The organism is Paraburkholderia domus, from assembly GCF_905220705.1.
Lineage (GTDB): Bacteria > Pseudomonadota > Gammaproteobacteria > Burkholderiales > Burkholderiaceae > Paraburkholderia > Paraburkholderia domus.
Genome location: NZ_CAJNAT010000003.1, coordinates 261,813 through 284,137 on the forward strand (window position 1 = coordinate 261,813; position 22,325 = coordinate 284,137).

Annotated in this window: 22 protein-coding genes; 9 read left to right on the forward strand and 13 right to left on the reverse strand. The window is 62.2% G+C overall.

Going from position 1 to position 22,325, the window contains the following annotated elements; genetic code table 11:
• The first annotated feature begins 64 nt into the window (after positions 1-64).
• Positions 65-244 carry a hypothetical protein gene (locus tag KHO31_RS08980; protein ID WP_201074889.1) on the forward strand — a complete coding sequence of 60 codons (180 nt, stop codon included), beginning with the start codon at positions 65-67 and terminating at the stop codon, positions 242-244.
• Between the two features lie 152 nt (positions 245-396).
• Here KHO31_RS08980 and KHO31_RS39690 read toward each other — a convergent pair whose 3' ends face one another.
• Positions 397-528, reverse strand: a complete 132-nt coding sequence (locus KHO31_RS39690) for a hypothetical protein (protein ID WP_255246783.1) — start codon at positions 526-528, stop codon at positions 397-399.
• Between the two features lie 706 nt (positions 529-1,234).
• Positions 1,235-2,239 (reverse strand): lipopolysaccharide heptosyltransferase I, encoded by a 1,005-nt coding sequence (waaC, locus tag KHO31_RS08985; protein ID WP_201074887.1) that lies wholly within the window; start codon positions 2,237-2,239, stop codon positions 1,235-1,237.
• A 212-nt stretch (positions 2,240-2,451) separates the two neighbouring features.
• On the opposite strand from waaC, the gene KHO31_RS08990 reads away from it, so the two are divergent.
• Positions 2,452-3,873, forward strand: coding sequence for a chloride channel protein (locus KHO31_RS08990; protein ID WP_201074885.1), 1,422 nt, complete (start codon positions 2,452-2,454; stop codon positions 3,871-3,873).
• Between the two features lie 234 nt (positions 3,874-4,107).
• Here the strand turns inward: KHO31_RS08990 and KHO31_RS08995 are convergent, their stop codons facing one another.
• From KHO31_RS08995 to map, 6 genes are all read right to left on the reverse strand, one after another.
• Entirely contained in the window at positions 4,108-4,419 is a 312-nt protein-coding gene (locus KHO31_RS08995) for a YXWGXW repeat-containing protein (protein ID WP_115782153.1), read from the reverse strand.
• A gap of 303 nt (positions 4,420-4,722) precedes the next feature.
• On the reverse strand, positions 4,723-4,977 hold the full coding sequence (minE, locus tag KHO31_RS09000) for a cell division topological specificity factor MinE (RefSeq protein WP_012432104.1): 255 nt from the start codon (positions 4,975-4,977) through the stop codon (positions 4,723-4,725).
• A 15-nt stretch (positions 4,978-4,992) separates the two neighbouring features.
• Entirely contained in the window at positions 4,993-5,808 is an 816-nt protein-coding gene (gene minD, locus KHO31_RS09005) for a septum site-determining protein MinD (RefSeq protein WP_063495093.1), read from the reverse strand.
• A gap of 104 nt (positions 5,809-5,912) precedes the next feature.
• Positions 5,913-6,746: a septum site-determining protein MinC gene (gene minC, locus KHO31_RS09010; protein ID WP_211623079.1), complete on the reverse strand. Its 834-nt coding sequence runs from the start codon at positions 6,744-6,746 to the stop codon at positions 5,913-5,915.
• Between the two features lie 220 nt (positions 6,747-6,966).
• A complete protein-coding gene (locus KHO31_RS09015) occupies positions 6,967-7,500 on the reverse strand; it encodes a GNAT family N-acetyltransferase (protein WP_201074881.1) in 534 nt (177 codons plus the stop codon).
• Between the two features lie 186 nt (positions 7,501-7,686).
• Positions 7,687-8,472 (reverse strand): type I methionyl aminopeptidase, encoded by a 786-nt coding sequence (gene map, locus KHO31_RS09020; protein WP_211623081.1) that lies wholly within the window; start codon positions 8,470-8,472, stop codon positions 7,687-7,689.
• A gap of 387 nt (positions 8,473-8,859) precedes the next feature.
• Here map and KHO31_RS09025 point away from each other — a divergent pair, with 387 nt between their 5' ends.
• Positions 8,860-9,837, forward strand: coding sequence for a ferritin-like domain-containing protein (locus tag KHO31_RS09025; protein ID WP_211623083.1), 978 nt, complete (start codon positions 8,860-8,862; stop codon positions 9,835-9,837).
• A 121-nt stretch (positions 9,838-9,958) separates the two neighbouring features.
• On the forward strand, positions 9,959-11,263 hold the full coding sequence (locus KHO31_RS09030) for an Nramp family divalent metal transporter (protein WP_201074875.1): 1,305 nt from the start codon (positions 9,959-9,961) through the stop codon (positions 11,261-11,263).
• Between the two features lie 50 nt (positions 11,264-11,313).
• Here KHO31_RS09030 and KHO31_RS09035 read toward each other — a convergent pair whose 3' ends face one another.
• The 4 genes from KHO31_RS09035 to KHO31_RS09050 are packed head-to-tail and all read right to left on the reverse strand — an operon-like array spanning position 11,314 to position 15,204.
• Positions 11,314-11,826 (reverse strand): chalcone isomerase family protein, encoded by a 513-nt coding sequence (locus tag KHO31_RS09035; RefSeq protein WP_211623085.1) that lies wholly within the window; start codon positions 11,824-11,826, stop codon positions 11,314-11,316.
• A 1-nt stretch (position 11,827) separates the two neighbouring features.
• Positions 11,828-13,039, reverse strand: coding sequence for an SAM-dependent methyltransferase (locus tag KHO31_RS09040; protein ID WP_211623087.1), 1,212 nt, complete (start codon positions 13,037-13,039; stop codon positions 11,828-11,830).
• Between the two features lie 12 nt (positions 13,040-13,051).
• Positions 13,052-13,903 (reverse strand): DUF1365 domain-containing protein, encoded by an 852-nt coding sequence (locus KHO31_RS09045; RefSeq protein WP_201140813.1) that lies wholly within the window; start codon positions 13,901-13,903, stop codon positions 13,052-13,054.
• A complete protein-coding gene (locus KHO31_RS09050; RefSeq protein ID WP_201074866.1) occupies positions 13,900-15,204 on the reverse strand; it encodes an NAD(P)/FAD-dependent oxidoreductase in 1,305 nt (434 codons plus the stop codon). Before KHO31_RS09050 ends, KHO31_RS09045 begins: the two co-directional genes overlap by 4 nt.
• 304 nt (positions 15,205-15,508) lie before the next feature.
• On the opposite strand from KHO31_RS09050, the gene KHO31_RS09055 reads away from it, so the two are divergent.
• Positions 15,509-17,272, forward strand: a complete 1,764-nt coding sequence (locus tag KHO31_RS09055; protein ID WP_201084866.1) for a winged helix-turn-helix domain-containing tetratricopeptide repeat protein — start codon at positions 15,509-15,511, stop codon at positions 17,270-17,272.
• A 70-nt stretch (positions 17,273-17,342) separates the two neighbouring features.
• Here KHO31_RS09055 and KHO31_RS09060 read toward each other — a convergent pair whose 3' ends face one another.
• The gene (locus tag KHO31_RS09060; RefSeq protein WP_201084865.1) at positions 17,343-17,597 is read right to left on the reverse strand and encodes a DUF4148 domain-containing protein; all 255 of its coding nucleotides are present in this window, start codon (positions 17,595-17,597) and stop codon (positions 17,343-17,345) included.
• A 234-nt stretch (positions 17,598-17,831) separates the two neighbouring features.
• Here KHO31_RS09060 and KHO31_RS09065 point away from each other — a divergent pair, with 234 nt between their 5' ends.
• From KHO31_RS09065 to dctA, 4 genes are all read left to right on the forward strand, one after another.
• A complete protein-coding gene (locus KHO31_RS09065) occupies positions 17,832-19,163 on the forward strand; it encodes an MFS transporter (protein WP_211623089.1) in 1,332 nt (443 codons plus the stop codon).
• A 223-nt stretch (positions 19,164-19,386) separates the two neighbouring features.
• Positions 19,387-19,737: a hypothetical protein gene (locus tag KHO31_RS09070; protein ID WP_201074861.1), complete on the forward strand. Its 351-nt coding sequence runs from the start codon at positions 19,387-19,389 to the stop codon at positions 19,735-19,737.
• Positions 19,738-20,096: 359 nt separating this feature from the next.
• On the forward strand, positions 20,097-21,026 hold the full coding sequence (locus KHO31_RS09075; protein ID WP_201140821.1) for a LysR family transcriptional regulator: 930 nt from the start codon (positions 20,097-20,099) through the stop codon (positions 21,024-21,026).
• Positions 21,023-22,324, forward strand: a complete 1,302-nt coding sequence (dctA, locus tag KHO31_RS09080; protein ID WP_211623091.1) for a C4-dicarboxylate transporter DctA — start codon at positions 21,023-21,025, stop codon at positions 22,322-22,324. Before KHO31_RS09075 ends, dctA begins: the two co-directional genes overlap by 4 nt.
• Position 22,325: the final 1 nt, after the last annotated feature.

Sequence of the window (22,325 nt, forward strand, 5' to 3'; positions counted from 1 at the left end):
TGCGCGTCTTTTTGGCTTGCCTATACTCGGATCCAATAACCCTATGGTGAGCAGGGAGGCTTTGATGAGTATTCATCTCCACAACGCAGACATCGTGATGATCATCGCGCTGGCGTTGCTGTGTTCACTACTGCTGGCGTTGCGCTTTCGTCCGGCGACGTGGAAGGGCATCGTCGTGGAAGCGCTGGCAGCCAATGTGGCTGCCATCACGGCGGTGATCGCTTTCGAAATGCTGCTTGCCTGAGCGGTCAAACACTGCGACGCCTGGTTGGGCGCGGCGGCTGGATGAAGCCTGACGCAATCCGACGCTGTTGAGCGGCTGCCCGTGCCTATGCAGGCAAGTGACAGCCGTCAGGGTCTCGCGCCGCGTCCAGGCCGACCACGCGCCGCAAGGCGTTACCGGTAGTAGTAGCCGTGATGATAGTAACCACCGCCGTAGTAATAGCCAGGCGCCGGCGCCACGATGCAACCTCCGAGCGCCGTTGCCAGCAGCGTGCCTGCGATCAGGGTCAGGATTAAGCGTTTCATATTGTTCTCCTTCGAGTCAGATTCATTCGAGCCGAAACCCCGAATAACTCGATTGAACACGACCCCGCCTCGCGCGAACGTTGCCATTTGTAAGGGAAAATCTCTGGGGTGTTACACGTTTGAGCCCTGCAACTGGCTGTGTCCGAAGCAAGGCGGCGACAAAGTCACATCAGACAAAAACACCGCCTATACTGCTTTGAGCATGCGCGTTTGGCGCAAGCCCTGCCAGTGGCGGGTACGTGGGTCGGAGCGCTGATTGTGCGTATTGGGCAAGCACTTCCATGCGCGGTGATTAAGCCGGGGCCACGACGAAGAGAGCACGCGTAACCAATTAGGTACTCAACGAAAAGCGACAGATTTAACAGATGTGTAATGCGCGACGCCGATCTGAACGCAGGGAGACCGGCTGCAGGACGCGAGTGACCGGCACACGAATCTGCCGGCACTCGCGCGGCATCCTTCGATGAATGCACCGTTGAACTCGACCGCCGGCCGGTGGTCTCTTTAGAACTGAGTCGGTCACTTGGTGTGGCCGCTCAGTGCATGAGTCAGTTTGTTCATTGCAGCGATTCCTCTCCGCCCGTAGTTCCCCGACGCGGGCGTTTTTTGAGGCGTTCCGTGGCAGCGCTCGTTTGATTGGGCGACTGCGCGTCGCGCCTCTTTTCTTTTAGCCAAACGATTGCGCGAAAGCGCAGCGAAGCCGCGCTCAGGCGGCTGCCGATCCGTGCTGCATGGTGGCGGCGCGCGGATCACGATGCACGTAATCGATCGCCTCCAGTGCCTCAGCGGTCGACGGCACTGACTGGCCGTCGCCGATCGAGATCGAGCGGAACGGCGCCTCGATGCCGCAATGCGACGGCGAAGTCGCTACAAAAATCATCACAGTGCGCTTCAGCAATGCATGCGCCAGATGAACGAAACCCGTATCGGTACCGACCACCAGTGCGCACGCGTCGATCATCTGCGCGATTTCGGTCACGCTCAGCTTCGGCAGGACGGTCGAACCCGGCACCTGCGACGCAATTTGCTCCGCCTCGGCGCGCTCGCCTTCCGAGCCCCACGGCAACACCACGTGAAAACCACGTTGCGCCAACTCACGGCCGACCGTTACCCAATGGGTCAGCGGCCACTTTTTGTCGTCTTTGGAGGTGGCGTGAAAGAGCGCCGCGACCGGCGCGCTGTCAGCCGCGAACGGTGCGGTGGCCGGCTCGGGCAGGCGCAGGTTGTAGACGGCCGGGCCCTCGACCTCGTAACCCAGCGCCTCGCCAGCGCTGATACGCATGCCGTGCCACGCATTGCATTGCGGACGCGGGCCGAAACGCCCGGTGTAGGCAAATGCTGCGCCCCGCTCCCCCAGATCCTGGGATTGATAGCCAATACGCTTCGACGAACGCGCCAGAAAGGCGATGATCGCGCTCTTGTACACGCCGTGAATATCGATGATGAAGTCGTAGCGGTAGGCGCGCAATTCAGCGATCGACGCCGCGATCGCCTTGAAATCGCCCCAGCGGCGTGCCTTTTTGAAGCGGCGCAATGGCGCGCAAAGCACGCGGTCTACGCTCTCGCTCCAATGCACCATTTCGGCGAATGCTTCGTCGGCCGCCCAGTCCACCTGGACGCCGGGAAACGCGCGTTTGATGTCCGCGGCAACTGGCAACGCCTGCACGATATCGCCGAGTGACGTGACCTTGACGATAAGGACTCGCTTCATTGAGGACCTATTAGTTGTTCATACGTCAAACTATTTTAGCCGACGATTGGAATAATCCAGGTTGAACACCGCATTGCGCCATACTTTCATTAATACAGCGCGTTACATTGCACGCCTTACAGATAACCCTTTTACTATATTTCAAAATACTTTCATACAGTTCCATCAATGCGGCACGCTTTATAATTCACCCTTTGCGTCAGCACATCCTCATGTCCCGGGCATTCCTTCCCCTCTCTTCCAGCATCGTGCGTCGCGCCAGACGCCTGTGGCGGCAATACGGCGTGTTCTGGCTCGGCGCCATCGCGGTCGGTCTGGTGGCGGTGCTGTATGCAAGACTGATCGATTGGGGCTACGGCGAATTCCGCACGATGCAGCAACAGCACGTATGGGCGCCGTTGATCGTCACGCCCGCAGTCGCGGCGCTCGCCGTCTGGCTCACGCGCAAGTTCTTCCGCGGCGCCGAGGGCAGCGGCATTCCGCAAGTCATCGCCACCCTGCATGCCAAGCCCGGTGAATACGGCGCGCGGCTGCTGTCGTTCCGGATTCTGTTCGGCAAGATCGCGGTGTCGTTTCTGGCGATTCTCGGCGGCTTCACGATCGGCCGCGAAGGACCGACCGTGCAGGTCGGCGCAGCGCTGATGTTCAATTTGCGGCGGCTGTATCCACGCTCGAACGCGCTGATCGAACGGCAGCTGGTGCTCGCGGGCGCGGCAGCTGGGTTGTCGGCGGCGTTCAATACGCCGCTGGCCGGGATCGTGTTCGCGATCGAGGAACTTACGCGCAGCTTCGAAGCCCGTGCGAGCGGCGTGCTGATTACGGCAATCATCATCGCCGGCGTGATCGCGCTCGGACTGAACGGCAACTACACCTATTTCGGCACCATCCAGATCGGTGCGCACTTCCCCAATCTGCTGGCGGTAGCCGTCCTGCTCACGGCGATCGTCACCGGTATTGCGGGCGGCGTGTTCGGCTGGCTGCTGCTGAACACCGCGCGCTGGATTCCGGCGCCGCTGCGTCAGTTGCACGGCGAGCGGCCCGTCGTGTTCGCCGCGCTGTGCGGCTTCGTGATTGCGGTGGTCGGCCTCATCTCCGGCGGCACGACCTTCGGCAGCGGCTATGCGGAAGCACGCGGGCTGCTCGACGGGCACGAGCACCTGTCCGTGTTCTATCCGTTTCTGAAGATGATCTCGATGGTCGGCTCGTATCTGCCGGGCATCCCGGGCGGCATCTTCGCGCCCTCGCTGTCGATCGGCGCGGGCTTCGGCAATCTGCTGCACATGGTGTTCGACTCGATGCAATTGCCGATGCTGATCGCCCTCGCGATGGTGGGCTATCTGGCCGCCGTTACGCAGTCGCCGATTACATCGTTCGTGATCGTGATGGAGATGATCGATGGCCATGCACTGGTGATTTCGCTGATGGCCACCGCGTTGATTGCGAGCCGTGTGGCGCGCCTGTTCGCACCGCCGTTGTATGAGTCGCTGGCAGAGCGCTATATGGCGCCGCTGCCGCAACCGGCACCCGCACCGGTGCCGGAAGTCCCCGAAGTCGAAGCGCCCGAGCCAGTAGCCGTCGATGAGGTCAACGGCGATGCCGCCGCTGAAGACGGCACTGGCACCCCGCGTCAGTAAACGACCACTGCCGGCGCGCGCATCACCACCGGCCGCGCCGGCACCACCACACACCCGGCCAGCATGACCGCCAGTGCGGCGATCAGAAGCAGATTCTTTTTCATCACTTGTTCCCTGGAAGACGCAGGCGGGCGCCAGGCCGGAAGTGTGCGCGGCGCCTGCGTTGTCAATCTGGAGAGAGCGGCACGAGCGACCTGATGCGCGCCGCACTGCACACGGCTGTTGCTTTTGAACTTACGCCCAGTGACCTTCGACCCAGCGATAGTTCGGGCCGTGTTCGACCCAGTGGCCTGGCACCCAGTGGTAGCCGACGCGCTCGGCCTGCCAATGACCCGCGACCCACACATAGCGGCCGTGGTCCCAACGCCAGTGACCGTGATCCCACACATAGCCGACGCGCGGCGCCGGCACGGCTTCGTAACGCACGGCAGGCGGTGCGGACGGCGCGATCACGACGATTTCCTCAGCCGACGCAGATGCCACAGCGGATGCGCCAGCAGCGATCAGAACAGCGTTGGCGATCAGCAAGCGAAAGGTCTTGTTCATGTTTTCCCTCTGTAGTTGGACACCGGATGCGGCGTTATCCGTTTAATGCGCGAGGGGACGAAAGCGCTGACGGCGCCCTTGTAACGGCGCACGCTGAAGTGCAACGGATTATTTCGACGCACGGAAAACGCGCGTGAGAAGCCCTGTGCGAGCGCACTCGAACGCAGAAGCAGAAGGGGGATGACGACGAGAAGAACGACGGTGCTCGCGCGCCCCGCTTCGTCACGTCATACCGACACAACGAAACAAAGCGCGCAGCACGTCATGTAGGACTCACTGCGGAACAGAACAGGCGGTGGGCAATCAGGCCTGCGGTATTTCGATCTTGACCTCGAGCACTTCGAGGTCGTCCTGGCGCTCGAGGCTCACGCGAATATCGTCATGGGAAATCTTCACGTACTTCGAAATCACGGCCACCAGTTCGCGTTGCAACGCAGGCAGGTAATCGGCAGGCGCGTGGCCGCCGGCGCGCTCGTGCGCGATGATCAACTGCAGGCGTTCCTTCGCTACCGACGCGGACTTCTTCTTCTCGCCCAGCAAAAACGAAAGAATCGACATTACGTGCGCCCCCCCTTACTTGGTGCCGAAGAGGCGCTGCAGCAGCCCTGGCTTCTGGTAATCGGTAAAGCGGAGCGACTTCTGCTCGCCGAGGAAACGCGACACGACATCCTTATAAGCTTCGGCAACATCCGTACCGTCCAGGTGCACCGCCGGCAGACCCTGGTTCGACGCGTGCAGCACCGCTTCCGACTCCGGAATCACGCCGATCAGATCGATGCGCAGAATTTCCTGGATGTCGGTGAGCGACAGCATTTCGCCTTCGCTCACGCGCTTCGGGTTATAGCGGGTGATCAGCAGGTGTTCCTTGATCGGCTCCTTGCTTTCGATTGCGCGCTTGGTCTTGGACGACAGAATGCCCAGGATACGGTCCGAGTCGCGCACCGAGGAGACTTCCGGATTCGTCACGATCAGCGCTTCGTCGGCGAAATGCATGGCGAGCAGTGCGCCCGATTCGATACCGGCCGGCGAATCGCAGACGATGAATTCGAAATCCATCGCGATCAGGTCGTTGATGACCTTCTCGACGCCTTCCATGGTCAATGCGTCTTTGTCACGCGTTTGCGAGGCCGGCAGGATGAACAGGTTCTCGCACTTCTTATCCTTGATCAGCGCCTGGTTGAGGTTGGCTTCGCCCTGGATCACGTTGATCAGGTCGTACACCACACGGCGCTCACAGCCCATGATGAGGTCGAGGTTACGCAGGCCGACGTCGAAGTCGATCACGGCGGTTTTGCTGCCTCGCAATGCGAGGGCCGATGCAAAACTCGCGCTCGTGGTCGTCTTGCCCACGCCACCCTTGCCCGAAGTCACCACAATGATTTTTGCCATTACCCTTACCCTGTGTTCGTCAAATTCGTCAATTATGTGCGGCCATATTTGCCGTGGAACGCCGCGTGCCGTGTACGTTCACGGCAGCGCGCGCTTCACGTCGATCAGGTGAGCCGCAGCGGTTCGATCATCAACTTTTCTTCTTCGAGCCAGATCTGCACCGGCTTGCCGAGCACGTCGGCCGGCAGCGGGTTCTCAGTCGTACGGTAGATGCCCGCGATCGAGATCAGTTCCGGTTCGAGACACGTGCAGAAAATGCGCGCGTCGTGATTGCCCTGCACGCCGGCCAGCGCCCGGCCGCGCAGCGGCGCGTAAATATGGATGTTGCCTTCCGCGATCACTTCCGCGCCGTAGCTCACCAGACCGAGCACGACCAGATCGCCCTTTGCGTAGATGCGCTGACCCGAGCGCAGCGGCTTGTCGACCACCGTGGTCTGCGACGAAGTGGCGAGGCGCACGGGCTCGACGGCAGGCGCTGGCTCGACTGCGGCAGCCGCGGCCGGTGTGCCGGTTGCGGTTGTGAACAGATCGGCCGGGGGCGTGGCCGTCGCGGAGGTGGCCACGGGTGCCGTAGCGCCAGCACTGGCGCCCTCTTCGTCTGCGGACTTCGCGGCGGCGCCGCGGCGGTCGCGTGCTTCGAGCAGGGGCAGCGCGGATTCGGCCGCCCACGCCTGCTGCGCATTGGCCACGACGCCGACCGGGCGCATACGCACGCTGTCGAGCAGTTGCGCGATGTCGGCGAGCGGCACGCGTTCGCTCTCGGCGAGACGGCGCACGTCGATCGCGACGACGTCGTTAGCGAAAAATTCGGGGGTCGCCTCGAAGCGCCGGGTCAGTTCAGCACGCATCGCGTCGAGGTCGGTTGTCTTGACCACAAACAGGAGCGTGTCGACAGAGCCGCTGCGGAGTTCGAAAAAGGGCGATTTCTTGGGCGACATAGCGTTCGGCAAAAAATTTTGCGTATTTTACAGGCGTCCAGGCGGGGAGCGAGTTTTTTTGCCGGGAGAACGCCCCCGTGCGGCCTGAATACCCGTGACGTTGCCACGCCTCGGCTATTCAGGCCGCGCTTAGACCGCTCATTTGGCCATGAATTCGGCCATGAACGCTGTAGCGACGCGGATGGGATGTGAGCGGCAGACAGACGCGCCGCTCGCGAGATCACTGCTGAAATACCTGCGACGTGGTCGGCACGTGGCGCACCAGCAGGCTTTCGGCCTGCTCCGGCGCACGTACGACGCGCCGATGTTCGCCGGTCGGACCGAAGCCGAGCGCCTCGTAAAAGCGCATCGCATTGCGGTTGGCGTCGGCGACCCACGCGTAGATTTCCATGGCGCCCTCGGCGGCGAGCCAGGCGCTGGCAGTGTCGACCAACAGCTCGCCGCCTCGCAGATGACGCACAGCCGGCGCCACCCACAGCTCGCAAACGAACGCGCGGCGCGCCGCGCTGTCGTCGAAATAGGCTTCGATCAATCCTGCCGGATGGCCCTCGGTATAGAGGATGAAACTCGTGGCGATAAACGAAACAGCGTGTTCGGCGGCGGTGGCGTCGAACGTGGCGGCATCCGCCGACAGCGCGTCCTCTAGCGTTTCGCCGAAGGCATAGGGTGCCTCCCGCAGCGACGCAGTACGGAGTTCGCGGAAAACGGCGCCCTGATCAGCGGCGATACGGCGAACGGTCAATGACGGACTCATGCAGACGGAAACCCCTTGAAACCCTAAGGCATAGCTTTAACCGAACCGGCGCGCGAGTCAAATCCTTATTTACTGGATCGGACCGCAGCACAGGCCAAAGAACCAGGAGCCGCGCGCCAATGGCGCCGCAATTCGCGCGCCCACCGCCTTGAACAGCCGGTTCGCGAGGCGCGCTGGCCACTGTGTTCAAGGCGCTTCGTAGTCGCCCGTGCCGTCGGGCCACGGCGTGAGCAGCTCGTAGCCCTCTTCGGTCACGGCGATCATGTGCTCCCATTGCGCCGACAGCGAACGGTCCTTGGTGACCACGGTCCAGCCGTCACGCTGCACGGCTGTCCCGGCGCGGCCCGCGTTGACCATCGGCTCGATGGTGAAGACCATGCCCGGCTTCAGACGCACGCCCTGCCCCGGTTGACCATAGTGCAGCACTTGCGGGTCTTCGTGGTAGACCTTGCCAATGCCGTGCCCGCAGTAGTCGCGCACGATAGAGAAGCCGTCGCGCTGCGCAACCTTCTGGATCGCGTGGCCGACGTCGCCGAGCGTCGCACCCGGCTTCACCTCACGGATGCCGGCAAGCATCGCCTCATAGGTCGTGTCGATCAGCTGGCGCGCCACCGTGCTCGGCTGGCCGACGCAATACATGCGGCTGGTGTCGCCGAAATAGCCATCTCTGATGATCGCGACGTCGATATTGACGATATCGCCGTCTTTCAGGATTTCAGTGCGGTTGGGAATGCCGTGGCACACCACCTGATTGACGGACGTGCAGACGGTTTTCGGAAATCCCAGATAGCCGACATTTGCCGGAATCGACTTTTGCGTATTGACAATGTAGTCGTTGCACAGCGCGTCGAGCTCGTCGGTGGAGACACCGGCCTTGACGTGCTCGCCAATCATCGCCAGTACGTCGGCCGCGAGGCGGCCGGAAATGCGCAGCTTGGCGATGTCGTCGGGAGTCTTGTAGGTAATGGCCATGAATTCGGTCGAGGTGCGATGTTGACGATCGTCCAATTGTACAGAGGATCGCCGGACGGCCTCCGCGAGCCGGGCCGAGCCTGCTCGCCAGATGCTTTCCGCATGCCGCCGATCCACTGTGAAAAAGCCGGCAACCCGGCATCGGCCCGGTTCAGGTTGCGAGCGCACACAGAAATCTTTTGTGGGGTTTGCATCTGGCAGCGTATTCACTCCGTAAAGGCGTTGAGGACTCGCTTTCTTCCGCGTCATCGTTTAGTTCTTCTCAGAAGAACGGGGCCTCCTTTTGCGTCCGCGATTTGCGTTTGTGCATCGCGTGAGTAGCCGTTGTCCGCGCGTATGCGCCGCGAGTCCGTGGCATTGGCAGCGAACCATCTGAGGAGCATAGCCATGTCGGAATCCAGCAATAACTCAGCAGACCTTATCGACGTATTTGACCGCCGGGTTGAACGGCGCCTGCAACGCAGACAGTTTTTCCGCAACGCTGGCGGGCTGGGACTAGGTTTGGTCGGCGGCACGCTGATTAGTGCCTGCGGTGGCGGCTCCGGATCGATCGCGTCAGCCCAGAGCGCGCCGACCGACCCGGAAATACTGAACTTCGCGCTCAATCTGGAGTATCTCGAATCGCAGTTCTACACGTATGCGACAACGGGTTCGGGCCTCGCGGCCGGCGTGACAGCCGGTGTGGGCACGATGGGCACGGTAATCCCGGGGCAGCAAGTGCCGTTCCAGGATCCGGTCGTTAAGGCCTATGCGAACGAGATCGCCAACGACGAGCGCGAGCACGTCAACTTCCTGCGCAGCGCGTTGGGCTCAGCAGCAGTCGCGATGCCCTCGATCGACATCGGCGGCACCGATCCGAACGGGGCGTTCTCGAATGCGGCGCGCGCAGCAGGGCTTGTTGGCGCGGGCGTGGCATTCAATCCGTATGCGAACGACAACAACTTCCTGCTCGGCGCGTTCATCTTCGAAGACGTCGGCGTAACGGCCTATAAAGGCGCCTCCCCGCTCATCACCAACAAGACCTTCCTCGAAGCGGCTGCCGGCATTCTTGCGGCCGAGGCCTATCACGCGGGGCTCGTGCGCACGGTGCTGTTTGCAAAAGGCGTCGACACGGCGAGCATCTACACGGCGGCCAACGCGATCTCCGCCGCGCGCGACAGCCTCGACAACAACGGCCACGACGATCAGGGCATCACCGGCGCGACGCCCGGCTCGTCGAACATCGTGCCGCTCGACAGCAACGGGCTCGCCTTCAGCCGCGGCTATGGCAACGTGCTCAATATCGTCTATCTGACCAGTACGGTGGCGACCAAGGGCGGCTTCTTCCCGAACGGCGTGAACGGTGTGCTCAACATGAGCGCCTGAAGCACGCGACGTGCCGTGCCCGCTGCACCGGCAACGGGTCGCCGCGATGACGATCGCGCTCGCCCGTTGGCCGGCCTTCATCTGCATTGCCTCGAACGCTTGAAGACGGACAGGAGCAGTCATGAACGAAGCGATGAGTCAGGCCGCCGTGCCACAGACCCTCACGGAGCAAACCTGTTTCGATATCCGCGAGACGCTGGCGGGACGGCGCCGCGGCTTGCGGGCGATGCTGCCCTTCGCCGGGCCGGCGGTGGTGGCCTCGATCGCGTACATGGACCCGGGCAACTTCGCCACCAACATTCAGGCGGGCGCCGGCTACGGTTATACGCTGCTGTGGGTGGTCGCTGTGGCGAATATCGTGGCGATGCTGTTTCAGTCTTTGTCCGCCAAACTTGGGCTCGTAACCGGCAGCAACCTCGCCGAGCTATGCCGCTCGGCACTGCCGCACCGTTGCGTGCTCGCGATGTGGGGCATCAGCGAAATCGCGGCGATGGCGACCGATCTGGCGGAGTTCGTCGGCGGCGCGATCGGCGTTTCGTTACTGACGCATCTACCGATGATGCCCAGCATGCTGATCACCGCGGCCGTCACTTATGGTTTGCTGCAGTTCGAGAAGCGCGGTTTCCGTCCGCTCGAGTTGGCGATCGCCGCGCTGGTCGGCGTGATCGGCCTGTCGTATCTCGCCGAGTTGCTGATTGCACCGGTGCATTGGCCATCGGTCGTCAAGCATACGTTCACACCGAGCCTACCCGACAGCAATGCGTTGACGATTTCAGTCGGCATCATCGGCGCAACGGTGATGCCGCATGTGATATTCCTGCATTCCGGACTCACGCAGAATCGCGTGAAGCCGCGCAATGAAGGCGAATGCACCAAGTTGCTGCGCTTTTCGAATATCGAAGTGGTGGTCGCGCTCGGCGTCGCCGGGCTCATCAACATGGCGATGGTGATCATGGCGTCGAGCGCGTTTCATGCCGGTCATGCCGAGATCGCCAGCATCGAAACCGCATGGCGCACGCTCACGCCGCTGCTGGGCGGAGCTGCAGCCGGCCTCTTTCTTGCGGCATTGATCGCATCCGGCATATCGAGTTCGGTAGTCGGCACGATGGCTGGGCAGATGATCATGCAGGGCTTCGTCGGCTTTCACATCCCTGTCTGGGCGCGGCGGCTGATTACGATGGTGCCGGCCTTTGTGGTCGTCGCCTGCGGCGTGGATGCGACGCGCGCGCTGGTACTGAGTCAGGTGGTGCTAAGTATCGCCTTGCCGGTGCCGATGATCGCGCTCGTGTGGTTTACATCACGCGGCGATTTGATGGGTCGCTATAGGAATCGTCGCACGACCACGATCGCGGCAGTGGTCGGCACGATCGTCGTACTAGCGCTCAATCTTGTTCTGCTGGTCCAGATCGCCGCCTTTTCGTCTTGATCGCGCGCCACCTTCGCGAGGTAGTCGTCCGCACGCCTGTCAGCCGCCCCTCACTGCGTCATGCCTAGCAACTGCTTGCGCAACGTCGGCGCGCGCGTCGACGGGTCGAGCCAGATGCCAAAAAATGCGCGGGCGAATGCGGGATCGTCGAACTCGCCGGTCATACGATCGCCCGCATAAAACCGCACGCCCTTGTCCGGCAAGTAGACCGCGCTTAACTGGTCACCGGGGCCGACATCGACGAACGCCTGCATCATATCCGCACGCCAGCGTTCCAACGTATCCGCCGGAATCGGCGTGCTCGCAAGACGCTCGATCTCGTTCATACCCGCCTCGACGAATCGCTCGCGCTTGATGCCGCGAGCGTAAATGATGTGCAGCGCGAAGCGTTCGTCATAATCGACGGGCACGCGTTCGCTCCACATCTGCGCGCGATAGAGCTTGAAGCCGAACACCCTGAAATCGCCCTCGCCCACGAGTTTCGCCGACTGCACGTCGCCGCGCCAATCGGCACAGGCGGCAGTCGCCCACAACACCAGTACGATAGTCGCGAGCGCGCGCACGTCAGTCCGCCGGGGTGAGTACGAACTGCATCACGTCCGTGCGTCCTTCGTCGAAACCGGCTTCGCAGTACGCCAGATACAGACGCCACGTCCGCACGAAAATCTCATCGAAGCCTTGTGTGTGAATCGTATCGAGCCGGGCTTCGAACGCGCTGCGCCAGCGGCGCAGTGTCTCCGCGTAATCGCGACCGAACGCCAACGACGTGCGCGCCGCGAGCTTGCCACGCCGCGCGGCGTCGATGAATCGCTGCGGGCTCGGCAACATGCCGCCCGGAAAAATGAATTCGCGGATGAAGTCACTGGTCGCGCGATAGGCCGCGAAATGCGAGTCGTCGATCGTGATGGTTTGCACGAGCGCGCGTGCGCCAGGCTGCAGACGTTCGCGCAAAGTGCGGAAGTACGTCGGCCAGAATTTTTCGCCGACGGCTTCGAACATTTCGATCGATACGATGCCGTCGTACTGGTCTGTCAGCGTCCGGTAGTCGCGCAATTCGAGGTGCACCCAGTCGCTCAGGCCTGCTTCGCTCACACGCTTCTGGGCGAATTCAAGCTGCGCAGGAGAGATCGTCACACCGTGTACGTGAATGCCCTGGCGCGCTGCATGCATCGCAAAACCGCCCCATCCGCAGCCGATTTCCAGAATGCACATGCCCTCACACAAACCCAGCGTATCGATGATGCGCTGATACTTCGCATGCTGCGCGTCTTCGAGCGATTGATAGAAATTGCCGTCGAATACCGCGCTCGAATACGTGAACGTCGAGTCCAGCCACTGCGAGTAGAACGCGTTGCCGATGTCGTAGTGCGCGTGAATATTGCGCCGGCTGCCCGAACGTGTATTGGGCCTGAGCTTATGACGCAGCCCATACCAGAGTTGCGCGAGCCAGCCGCCGTAGACGGTGCGTTGCAGCGCGCGTTCGTTGCGGATTGCGACGCGCAGCAAGGCGGCCAGATCGGGCGTATCGACCCAGAACGAGCGCCATGCGTCCGCAAAACCGATATCGCCTTTGCGCAGAATCGCGCCGCAGGCACGCCAGTCGCGCAGCTCCAGACGCGCGCCCGGCGCCGCGTGCGGATCGCCGAACACGCGCTGCTGACCGTCTGGCGTGATCAGCACCAGGTGCCCAACCTGAATCCGTTCGAGCAGAGATAGAAACAGACGGCCTGACGCGGGGACGGTTCGGTGCCCGCTCAGGGTTCTTGAAAGCGCCATGGCTGAATCTCCTCAATCGGACGAAATGGAGCGCGCAGCGGCGGACGGTTGGCCGGCTGCGGCGTGGTCGATGGGTGCGTCGTCGGTGCGCCCCGGCGCGGGGTTTTTGCCGTAGAACGGTGCTTTTTTAACGGCGAGGCGCAGCGCCTGCCAGTGAATTCTTGCGACGACGCCAACGGTCAGTAGCGGTTGACGGATCAGCGCGGCGAGCGCTGTCGAGCGCGTTAAGGGTTTTAAACGGCCACCCAGCGCCGTACGGATCAGAAGCCCGTCCACGTCTTTGTAGTCGATCGAGACAGACGCACTGTTCGGCGTCTCCCTGACGCGAAATTCGTAGCGCCCCTCAATGCGGCAAAACGGCGACACGTGCAGCACTTTGCGGCATGTGAGTTCTGTATCGGCAGTGATTGGCGCGTTGCCCGCGGCGCTCAGCAGATAGCTATGGCGATCGCCGAAGGTATTGCGCACCTCGGCCAGGAGCGCACGCAGACGACCGTCGCGGTCGTGGCAAAACCAGAGACTGACCGGATTGAACGCATAGCCGAACACGCGTGGGAATGCTTGCAGCCAGATCTTTCCGTCCGCTTCTTCAATACCCGCCGCCGATAGTTGCGCGCGCATCCATGTGGCGAGATCGCTGCCATCGCACGGACCGTGGTCGCGTTTGTGAAGGCTGAGCGGACGCCAGTGGTCGATGCCGAACCATCCGCTATCGAGCAACGCCAGACGATCCAGATCGCAGCGCACGTAGAACACCGGATACGTGAAACGATGGGGCTTCGGCCGCAGACGCTCGTGCATCACCTGGCCCGTCAAAAGCCAGGCGGCCGGGTTGGCATCGGTTTCGATGCGTGCGGGATTCATAGCTTGGCCCACGTCGGCGACGCGTCGAAATCGGCGGCGACGCGCAGTGCCGATTTCAGACCGTCCTCGTGAAAACCGTAGCCCGTCCAGGCGCCCGCGAACCAGGTGCGGCGCTTGCCTTGCAGCGACGGCAGACGGTGCTGGGCGTCGATAGCGGCCAGATCGAACAGCGGATGGTCATAGACGAAGCGGCGCAACTCGGTGCCCGGCGCGGGCTGCGTCACCGGATTGAGCGTGACGACGAGCGGCGTCCTGAACGGCAGCGGCTGGAGTTGATTGACCAGATAGCTGACGCACACCGGATGCGTGCCGTCGACGCTGCGGCTCCCCAGATAATTCCACGCCGACCACACGCGCTGACGACGCGGCAGCAGGTTCGTATCCGTATGCAACACGGCGACGTTCGGCTGACAACGCACCGCGCTCAGTAGGCTGCGCTCGTCCTGATCGGCGTCATTGCCCAGCAGACGCAGCGAAGTCGGCGCGTGAGTGGCGAGCACCAGCGCGTCGAAACGCTCTGTGCCCTTGTCCGTGAAGACATCGACGCCGTCGGCATCGCGCCGTACGCCTCTAACCGCAGTACCGACGCGAACATCGTCGAGCGTGCCGACGATGCGACGCACATACTCACGCCCTCCCCCGACCACCGTCTTCCACTGCGGCCGGCGGTTCACTTGCAGCAGCGCGTGGTTCAGGCAGAAACGCAGGAAAGTGGTGGCCGGGAAGGCGAGGATATCGGCGGTCGCGCTCGACCAGATCGCCGCGGCCATCGGCAGCAGGTAGTGGCGTTGAAACGCGCCACCATAGCCACCGGCCGTCAGCAGTTCGCCCATCGACGCGCGCGTTTCCATCGCGAGTTCGAGGTTGCTCTGCGCACTGCTGTTGAAACGCATGATGTCGCGCAGCATGCCGATGAAGGTCGGTGAGAACAGGTTGCGGCGTTGCGCGAACACCGTGTTCAGGCTGGTGCCGGCCCATTCGAGGCGGCCTGCGTCGAGCGAAACCGAGAAGGTCATTTCGCTCGGATGCGACTCGACGCCGAGTTCGGCGAACAGCGCGATCAGGTTCGGATAGGTGCGATCGTTGAAGACAAGGAAGCCGGTATCGACCGGATGCGTGTGACCCTCGAGGGTGACGTCGACGGTGTTGGTGTGGCCGCCCACATAGCCGGCCGACTCGAACAGGGTGACCTGATGGTTTCGCGCCAGCAGGTAGGCGCTCGCCAAACCCGAGATACCGGCGCCGATAACCGCGACCCGCGATCCGCGCGGCAGGCGTGAGGTCGGTGCGGGGTGGGTCATGGGCGCGTCTCCTGGTCTGGTGGACGCGCTTTAATGGATGGGTTGTGGCGGGGGCTGCGCGTCCTTGAGGGGATTTACGCAGCAGGGGCTGAAATGGATGCAAATTCGGCGGATTTGGGGGGCGGGTCGGATGGGGTATGTCAAAAGAGCCCAGTGAACCCGCCGCTGCGATCGTGGCCGCCGTATTCGCCAAACTGGCCGATCGCGCCTGGCTCCGGGCGGCGCACAGGCCCTCGGCGGTGCGCCAAGTGACCTAATATAAAGGTCTGAAGTAACTCGCGGGTTCGATGACATTGGAGAGCAGATGAAGACGCCCGGACTCGTCAAGTTCTCCGACTTCGAACTCGACGTCGACCGCTATCAGCTGCGCCGAGCCGGCCGGGAGGTGCGTCTCGAACACAAGCCGATGGAACTGCTTATCCTTCTGGCGGAGCGAGGGGGAGAACTCGTCGCACGCGCAGAGATCGTGCGGGCCTTGTGGGGAGCGAATTCTTTTCGTGACACCGAGAACGGCTTGAACACCGTGGTGCGGAAAATCCGCATCGCCCTGGACGAAGATCCGGCGAACCCGCAGTACGTCAAGACAGTCAAGGGTAAAGGCTACCGGCTGGATGGGATCGTGGCGCCACCGGCCGCCGAATCCCAATCAGGTCCAACGACCGCCGTTCGCGTGATCGTGCTGCCTTTTGCGAACATGACCGGCGACCCTGCGCAGGACAGCTTCTGCGATGCGCTGGCGGCTGAAACGTCCGCCACGCTCGGCGCGCTCAGGCCCGGACAATTTATGGTTATCGCGAGGACCACGGCCGCCCGATACCGCCGCACAGAAAAAAGCATTGCCGAGATTGCGCGTGAACTCGGGGTGGACTATGTCCTCGAGGGTTCCTTGACCCAGGAAGGTGAGCGCTTCCGAATCCTTGCCCAGCTGATCCGTTGCGCCGACCAGGTGCAGGTCTGGGGCCATGCGCACGAGCCGATGTCGCGCGGCGCGCTCGACATCCAGAAGGAAATCGGCGCGGCGCTGGTCGCCGAAGTGGCGCCGACCCTAACCGAACAGCAGCAGATGATGCTGGCCAGGCGGCTGCCCGTCGAACCGGCCGCGCACGACGCCTATCTGCGTGGCCGGTACTTCTGGTACCGGCGCGTGCACTTCGATGCGGCGTTTGCCGCGCACCATGCCATCGGCGGCGAAGATTTTTTTCGAAGCCGGGCCTACTTCGAGAGCGCAGTCGAACTCGATCCGACCTACGCGCTCGGCTATGTCGGCCTGTCGAACTTTCATGGCTCGACGGTCGTGCACGGTCTTTATCCACCCGAGCAAGGCTGGCCCCTCGCCCGCGTTGCAGCCGAACGTGCGTTGGAACTGGATCCGGGTCTGCCCGAGGCCCATCACGCGATGGCGGCGGTTCACTACTTCTACGACTGGGACTGGCGAAAAGCTGAAGCAGAGTTTCTGGAAGCGCTGCGCCTGAACCCTAGCTATCCCGAGGCCCGCAGGCTGTACGCGAGACTTTTGCTGGCTGTCGGACGCGAGCCGGAGGGACATGCGCAAATGAAGCGCGCCGAGCTGATCGATCCGCTCGCTTTCAAGGGCTCGCGGGCCTTCGGTCTTGTGTTGTCGGGCCGTCACGACGAAGTGATGAAAGAGTACTTTTCCGGCGAACGAAGCGAGCGCTCGCCGCTCATCTATCAGTTGTTGGCCACGGCGTTCGAGATAAAAGGCCGGTTCAAGGAAGCGGTGGAAGCCACGACAGAAGCACTCGTCTCGTGCGGCGGACACACCCGCGCACAGGCGATCCGCGCCCAGTGGGAAAGCGGTGGCCACGACGCGGTCTTGCGCTGGCTTCTGGAAGATCTGCTCGTTAGGCATCGCATGGGTTACACGTCGCCGCTGCTGCTTGCCGAGATCTACGCCAGACTCGCCAGACCGTCCGAAATGTTCCATTGGCTCGAGGCTGCGCTTGCCGATCGCTCGTCGCGTCTGTGCGAACTGCGCAGCAATCCCTGGTTTCAGCGCTATCTTTCGGCCGGGCAGTTCAGAAACGTGATAAAGCGGGCCGGCTTCTGAACGCCATGATGTTTGGTGAATCCGGCGGTCCAGCGGTCCGGCGACCGCGGGGCAATGCCGGATCCGTCGTTCAGTTTCCACCTTTGAATAGCGCATTCATGCGCGCCGCTTCACCGTCGTGCTGCGACTGGATCAGCTCGTTGTAGACCTGCTGGCGGGTTTTGCCGGTCGGCGAGCCCATTTCACTGCTCGTCGACGGCGTGCCGCCTACCGCGGTGGTGGCCAGATCCTGGGAAGGCTGTGCTTGAGTTGAAGCATCTTGCGCGTAAGCGCTGCCAACGACGAAGACGATGGCAGCGGCGGCAACAATTCGAAGGGCTTTCATTTTGCTTTACTCCGGAAAGTTAAGTCAGGAGAGGCCTCTAAGGAGCGGCCAGGGCGTGATTCCCTGAGTCCATGCACCAGGAGCCTGAAAGGCGTTTCAATGCGAGACGCCTGATGACATGCTGCTTTCGCGCGGCCGTTTCGCCCATGGAGGCTGAATGAAGAAATCCTTAATTTTCGCGGCGAGGTGCCTGGGCACGATGGGCGATTTACGAACGATTTCAGGGGATCGGTCATGACCAGCAGTTTGCTCCCGATGCGCACCGAACCCATGCGCGCCCGCCAGCGCTGGACGATTCTCGTCACCAGCACCAGCGGCGCGCTCGAGACCTTCGACGTCGTCATTTACGGCTTTTTCGCGCAAGAGATCGGCCGGGCGTTCTTTCCGGCCAGCGCGGCGCTGTCGACCGTGACTTTGTCGTTTGCGGTATTTGCGCTGGGCTTTCTCGCGAGGCCGTTAGGCGGCCTCTTCTTCGGCCATCTGGGCGATCGATACGGCCGGCGCCGGGTTTTTGCGTGGTCGGCGATTGTCGCTGCGCTCTCGACACTGCTCATCGCGAGCTTGCCGACGTACCGCATGTGGGGCGTGGCGGCGCCTTTTCTGCTGCTGACGCTGCGGCTCACGCAAGGATTCTGCGTCGGCGGAGAACTGCCGGGCGCGATCGTCTATGCGGTGGAAACGGAGCGCATGAAACCGGGCTTTTCGTGCGGCATTGTTTTCTTTGCGGTCAACATGGCTTTGCTGCTCGCCGTCGGCATTAACCTCGTGGAGCAACGGACGCTTACGCCGGCGCAGATCGACACGTTCGGATGGCGCATCGGCTTTCTTGCTGGCGGCGTTATCGGACTGCTTAGCTTCGTGCTGCGTCGGACGTTGCCGGAGACTGACGCCTACGCGCGGGCGGGCGATGCTCGTGAGCAAAAGCCGCTCTCCGTTCTGCTTCGCAATTATCGACGGCCGGTCGCAGTGGGGATGGTTGCGTCGATGCTGGTCGGACTCAGCAATGGTCTGCTTGTTACGCATGCAGCTGCGTGGCTTCGGCTGCTTCACTATGAACCGCAACGGATTGCCGCCGCCCAGACGCTGCATGTGGTGGCGATCTCTGCATGCATGCTGCTGATTGCACGTATGGGCGACGTGGTGCCACGACGTTATGTGTTCCGGGCCGGCGCTGTGTTATCTGCGCTGTTTGCGCCGGTTTTTTATCTGACGCTGGCCCGTCATCAGGCTGATCTGCGCGTGGTCTTTTTGATGGCCGCGGTTGTCGCTTCGTTTGCGAACGGAACGTTTGCCTGCGCGATTGCGGAATTGTTTCCGGTCGGCGTGCGCTATAGCGGTGTGGCGTTGGCGATCAACGTCGGGCTGGCTATGACGATGGGTGTGGCGCCGCTTGCCGCCAATATGCTCATTGCGAGGACGGGTTCGATGGAGGCGCCGGTGTTTTTGCTTGTGTTCGGCGCTGTGCTCGCGTTTGTTGCTTCGTTTGGGATGAAGCGGAGTTGGGGTGGGAGGGAGGTTGCGCAGAGTGATGAAGCTGGCGATGCGGGGAGCGTGGTGGTCAAGTGAGTCTTTGGGGGATTTACGTGACGGGGCTGGAATGGATGCGAAGGTGACGCACTTTAGGGCGTGAGGAAGTTGCTGATTTGCCTGAGTAGCTGATCTCCAGTTGAGTGCGGTGATTTATACTTTTGGGTGCCGCCTGGACAAAGGTGGCCGGGTTTGACAGCCCGAATCACCTACCCGCACATGGCCGCGCGATAGCGGCTCAATCATGTCACGGGAGTCTCTTATGTCTTCTTCGAATACCCCTTCTTCGTTTTCCAAACCCCGCACGCGCGATGAGTTCATCGAAGGCCTGCTCGATGCAGCGGCTAGCGCGGGAGATTTCTATGTGCAGCAGTTTGGACGGCTGGCGGCCATTGCGCAGTCGATTCGGATTGGCCGTTGGTCGGCTAAGGACAATGAGCAGTTGATCGAAGCGCTGGAAGGGATTGCTTGTCAATCGGAGCAACGAGCGAAGGTTGATGTGGATTTGTATCGGGGGATGCTGGCTGGGCAGTTGATGGCGCGACGATCAAGGAGCGAAGGTGCCAAGGTCCCCGCTTGTGCCCTGCTGCCCGCTAACGATACGAAACATTAAGGACGGCCGCGGCTTCGGCCGCTCTATAGTTGATGACGGCCTGCAGTAGTCCGGAACTGAGGCAGGCCGCTTCATGTTTTATTGCCCACGTCGGACCACGAACTAAAGCCTCTTTCTCGACGATCGCCGACCGGCGAAGGTTGTTCATAGGTTGATTTCAGCAGATCGGCATCGGACCGAGTCCGGCCATGAAGAGACACCCACCTCTCTGCCATGAATGACCGCTGACACGACGAAACCGGCCCCTCGCTCCCGACTTCGGTGCGATCCCCGGTAGGCTGAATTACCGAGTGTTGTCCTTGATGGGCGCTTTTGCCCGCATCATGCAAAATAGCCGCATAAAATGCGGAGGATGGATCGTGGGCGTCAACTTCGACCTGAACGATTTGCAGGCGTTTCGAGCCGTCGTGGAGTTGGGCAGCTTCCGCAAAGCAGCGGAGGCAGTCAACATTTCGCAGCCGGCGCTCAGCCGGCGCATCGAGAAGCTCGAAGCGGCGCTCGGCGTGCGGCTTTTCGAGCGAACCACGCGCAGCGTGACGCTCACCACCGTAGGACGCGTGTTCGCCCCAAGCGCAGAACAACTTCTGGACGACCTCGATGTCGCGTTGCTCGGCATCCGCGACGTCTCCACGAGCCGCCTGGGTCATGTGACCATCGCATGCGTGCCGTCGGTTGCCTACTATTTCCTGCCGAGCGTGGTTGCCGCTTATCACAGCCGCTATCCGCGGATCCGGGTCAAGCTGCTCGACTCGAGCGCCAATGAAGTGCTCGGCTCGGTAATCAGCGGCGAAGCCGATTTCGGCGTGAGCTTCATGGGCAGCCAGGAGCCCGAAGTCGAATTCAAGGTCCTGCTGCAGGAACGGTTCGTCGCCGCATGCCGCCGCGATCATCCCCTTGCTCAGAAAAAGCGCGTGACCTGGAACGAGCTTTATGAACACGAATATGTATCCGTCGACAAGACTTCTGGCAACCGCCTGCTGCTCGATCAGGCGCTGACCACCGTGGCGCCGAGGAAGCCTAGCGTCTGCGAGACCCACCATGTCACCACCATGCTTGGCCTGATCGAAGCAGGACTCGGTGTGGCCGCCGTGCCCTCAATGGCGATGCCCATGCGCGACCATCCGATTCTGACAAGCGTGCCGCTCGTCGATCCGGTCGTGACGAGACGTGTCGGGATCGTCAGCCGCCGGGGGCGTCCGCTCGCGCCGGCCGCGCAGCAGTTCTATCAGATGATTCTCGACACGAAGCGCAGCGGCATGGCCCGCGCGGCGAAGAAGACTTCGAAATGACACTGCCAAGGCTATTCAGGCTGCTGTACGTCCAGGTCCTGCTTGGAATGGGGCTGGGCATGACCGTCGGCCACTTCTGGCCACAGGTCGGCGCGTCGCTAAAACCGCTCAGCGATGCGTTCGTCGCGCTGGTACGCATGATGATCGCGCCGATCGTCTTCTGCACGATCGTCACCGGCATCACGTCGCTTGCGAGCGGCTCGAAGATCGGCCGGACCATCCTGAAGGCGCTGGCTCTGTTCTACTTTCTCACCATCGTTGCGCTCGTTCTGGGGCTCGCGACCGCGTTCGCGCTGCACCCGGGCGCGGGACTGCACATCGACGCGCATCATCTGGACACGGCCATCCTCGCGCAGTATTCGACGCGCACGCAGTCGCACGGACTCGTCGAATTCGCGCTGCATGTGATTCCGGAGACGCTTGTCGGCGCTTTCGAGAAAGGCGAGGTGCTACCGGTCTTGCTGCTCGCCCTTCTGTTTGGCTTCGCATTGAACGCCAACCAAAGCGCCGGGCGCCGGGTACAGGAATTCATCGACGGCATCGCGCACGTGCTGTTTCGCATCCTCGCGATGATCATGCGGCTTGCGCCCGTCGGCGCATTCGGCGCGATGGCGTTCACGGTGGGCCGCTTCGGCATTCGTTCGATTGGCTCGCTCGGCATGCTGATGGTGTCGTTCTATGCGGCGTGCCTGCTGTTCGTCGTCTGCGCGCTCGCTCCACTTGCACGCCTGCATGGCTTCTCACTCTGGCGGCTGCTGCGCTACATCCGCGAGGAACTCGTCATCGTGCTCGCGACGTCGTCGACCGAACCCGTGCTGCCGCGCCTCATCGTCAAGCTCGAAGCGCTTGGCTGCGACAAGGGTATCGTCGGACTGGTGCTGCCGGCCGGCTATTCTTTCAATCTCGACGGCACGGCGATCTACCTGACGCTCGCCTCGATGTTCATCGCGCAAGCGTGCGATGTACACCTCTCGGGCGCCCAGATCGCGACGATGCTTGTGGTCATGCTGATCACGTCGAAGGGCGCGGCGGGCGTGTCGGGCAGCGGACTGGTTGCGCTCGTCGCGACGCTCGCCGTCATTCCCGATCTGCCGGTTGCAGGCGTCGCGCTACTGGTCGGCATCGATCGCTTCATGTCCGAGGCGCGGGCCCTGACGAGCGTGATCAGCAACGCCTGCGCGGTGATCTTCGTATCGATGTGGGAGCGCGCCTGCGACCCAACGCGTCTGAGGGATGCATTGAGCCTGGCGCATGAACCCGAAGAAGCTTTCGATCAGCCCGCCGACCTGCCGGGCTGAA

Coding starts and splice junctions, on each gene's coding strand:
- KHO31_RS09025 (WP_211623083.1), top strand. CDS start 8,860: ATGTCGGAATCCAGCAATAACTCAGCAGACCTTATCGACGTATTTGAC.
- KHO31_RS09040 (WP_211623087.1), bottom strand. CDS start 13,039: ATGGCGCTTTCAAGAACCCTGAGCGGGCACCGAACCGTCCCCGCGTCA.
- KHO31_RS09015 (WP_201074881.1), bottom strand. CDS start 7,500: ATGAGTCCGTCATTGACCGTTCGCCGTATCGCCGCTGATCAGGGCGCC.
- KHO31_RS09045 (WP_201140813.1), bottom strand. CDS start 13,903: ATGAATCCCGCACGCATCGAAACCGATGCCAACCCGGCCGCCTGGCTT.
- waaC (WP_201074887.1), bottom strand. CDS start 2,239: ATGAAGCGAGTCCTTATCGTCAAGGTCACGTCACTCGGCGATATCGTG.
- KHO31_RS08990 (WP_201074885.1), top strand. CDS start 2,452: ATGTCCCGGGCATTCCTTCCCCTCTCTTCCAGCATCGTGCGTCGCGCC.
- KHO31_RS09070 (WP_201074861.1), top strand. CDS start 19,387: ATGTCTTCTTCGAATACCCCTTCTTCGTTTTCCAAACCCCGCACGCGC.
- map (WP_211623081.1), bottom strand. CDS start 8,472: ATGGCCATTACCTACAAGACTCCCGACGACATCGCCAAGCTGCGCATT.
- KHO31_RS09065 (WP_211623089.1), top strand. CDS start 17,832: ATGACCAGCAGTTTGCTCCCGATGCGCACCGAACCCATGCGCGCCCGC.
- minE (WP_012432104.1), bottom strand. CDS start 4,977: ATGTCGATTCTTTCGTTTTTGCTGGGCGAGAAGAAGAAGTCCGCGTCG.
- KHO31_RS09030 (WP_201074875.1), top strand. CDS start 9,959: ATGAACGAAGCGATGAGTCAGGCCGCCGTGCCACAGACCCTCACGGAG.
- KHO31_RS39690 (WP_255246783.1), bottom strand. CDS start 528: ATGAAACGCTTAATCCTGACCCTGATCGCAGGCACGCTGCTGGCAACG.
- minD (WP_063495093.1), bottom strand. CDS start 5,808: ATGGCAAAAATCATTGTGGTGACTTCGGGCAAGGGTGGCGTGGGCAAG.
- KHO31_RS09050 (WP_201074866.1), bottom strand. CDS start 15,204: ATGACCCACCCCGCACCGACCTCACGCCTGCCGCGCGGATCGCGGGTC.
- KHO31_RS08980 (WP_201074889.1), top strand. CDS start 65: ATGAGTATTCATCTCCACAACGCAGACATCGTGATGATCATCGCGCTG.
- KHO31_RS09060 (WP_201084865.1), bottom strand. CDS start 17,597: ATGAAAGCCCTTCGAATTGTTGCCGCCGCTGCCATCGTCTTCGTCGTT.
- dctA (WP_211623091.1), top strand. CDS start 21,023: ATGACACTGCCAAGGCTATTCAGGCTGCTGTACGTCCAGGTCCTGCTT.
- minC (WP_211623079.1), bottom strand. CDS start 6,746: ATGTCGCCCAAGAAATCGCCCTTTTTCGAACTCCGCAGCGGCTCTGTC.
- KHO31_RS09055 (WP_201084866.1), top strand. CDS start 15,509: ATGAAGACGCCCGGACTCGTCAAGTTCTCCGACTTCGAACTCGACGTC.
- KHO31_RS08995 (WP_115782153.1), bottom strand. CDS start 4,419: ATGAACAAGACCTTTCGCTTGCTGATCGCCAACGCTGTTCTGATCGCT.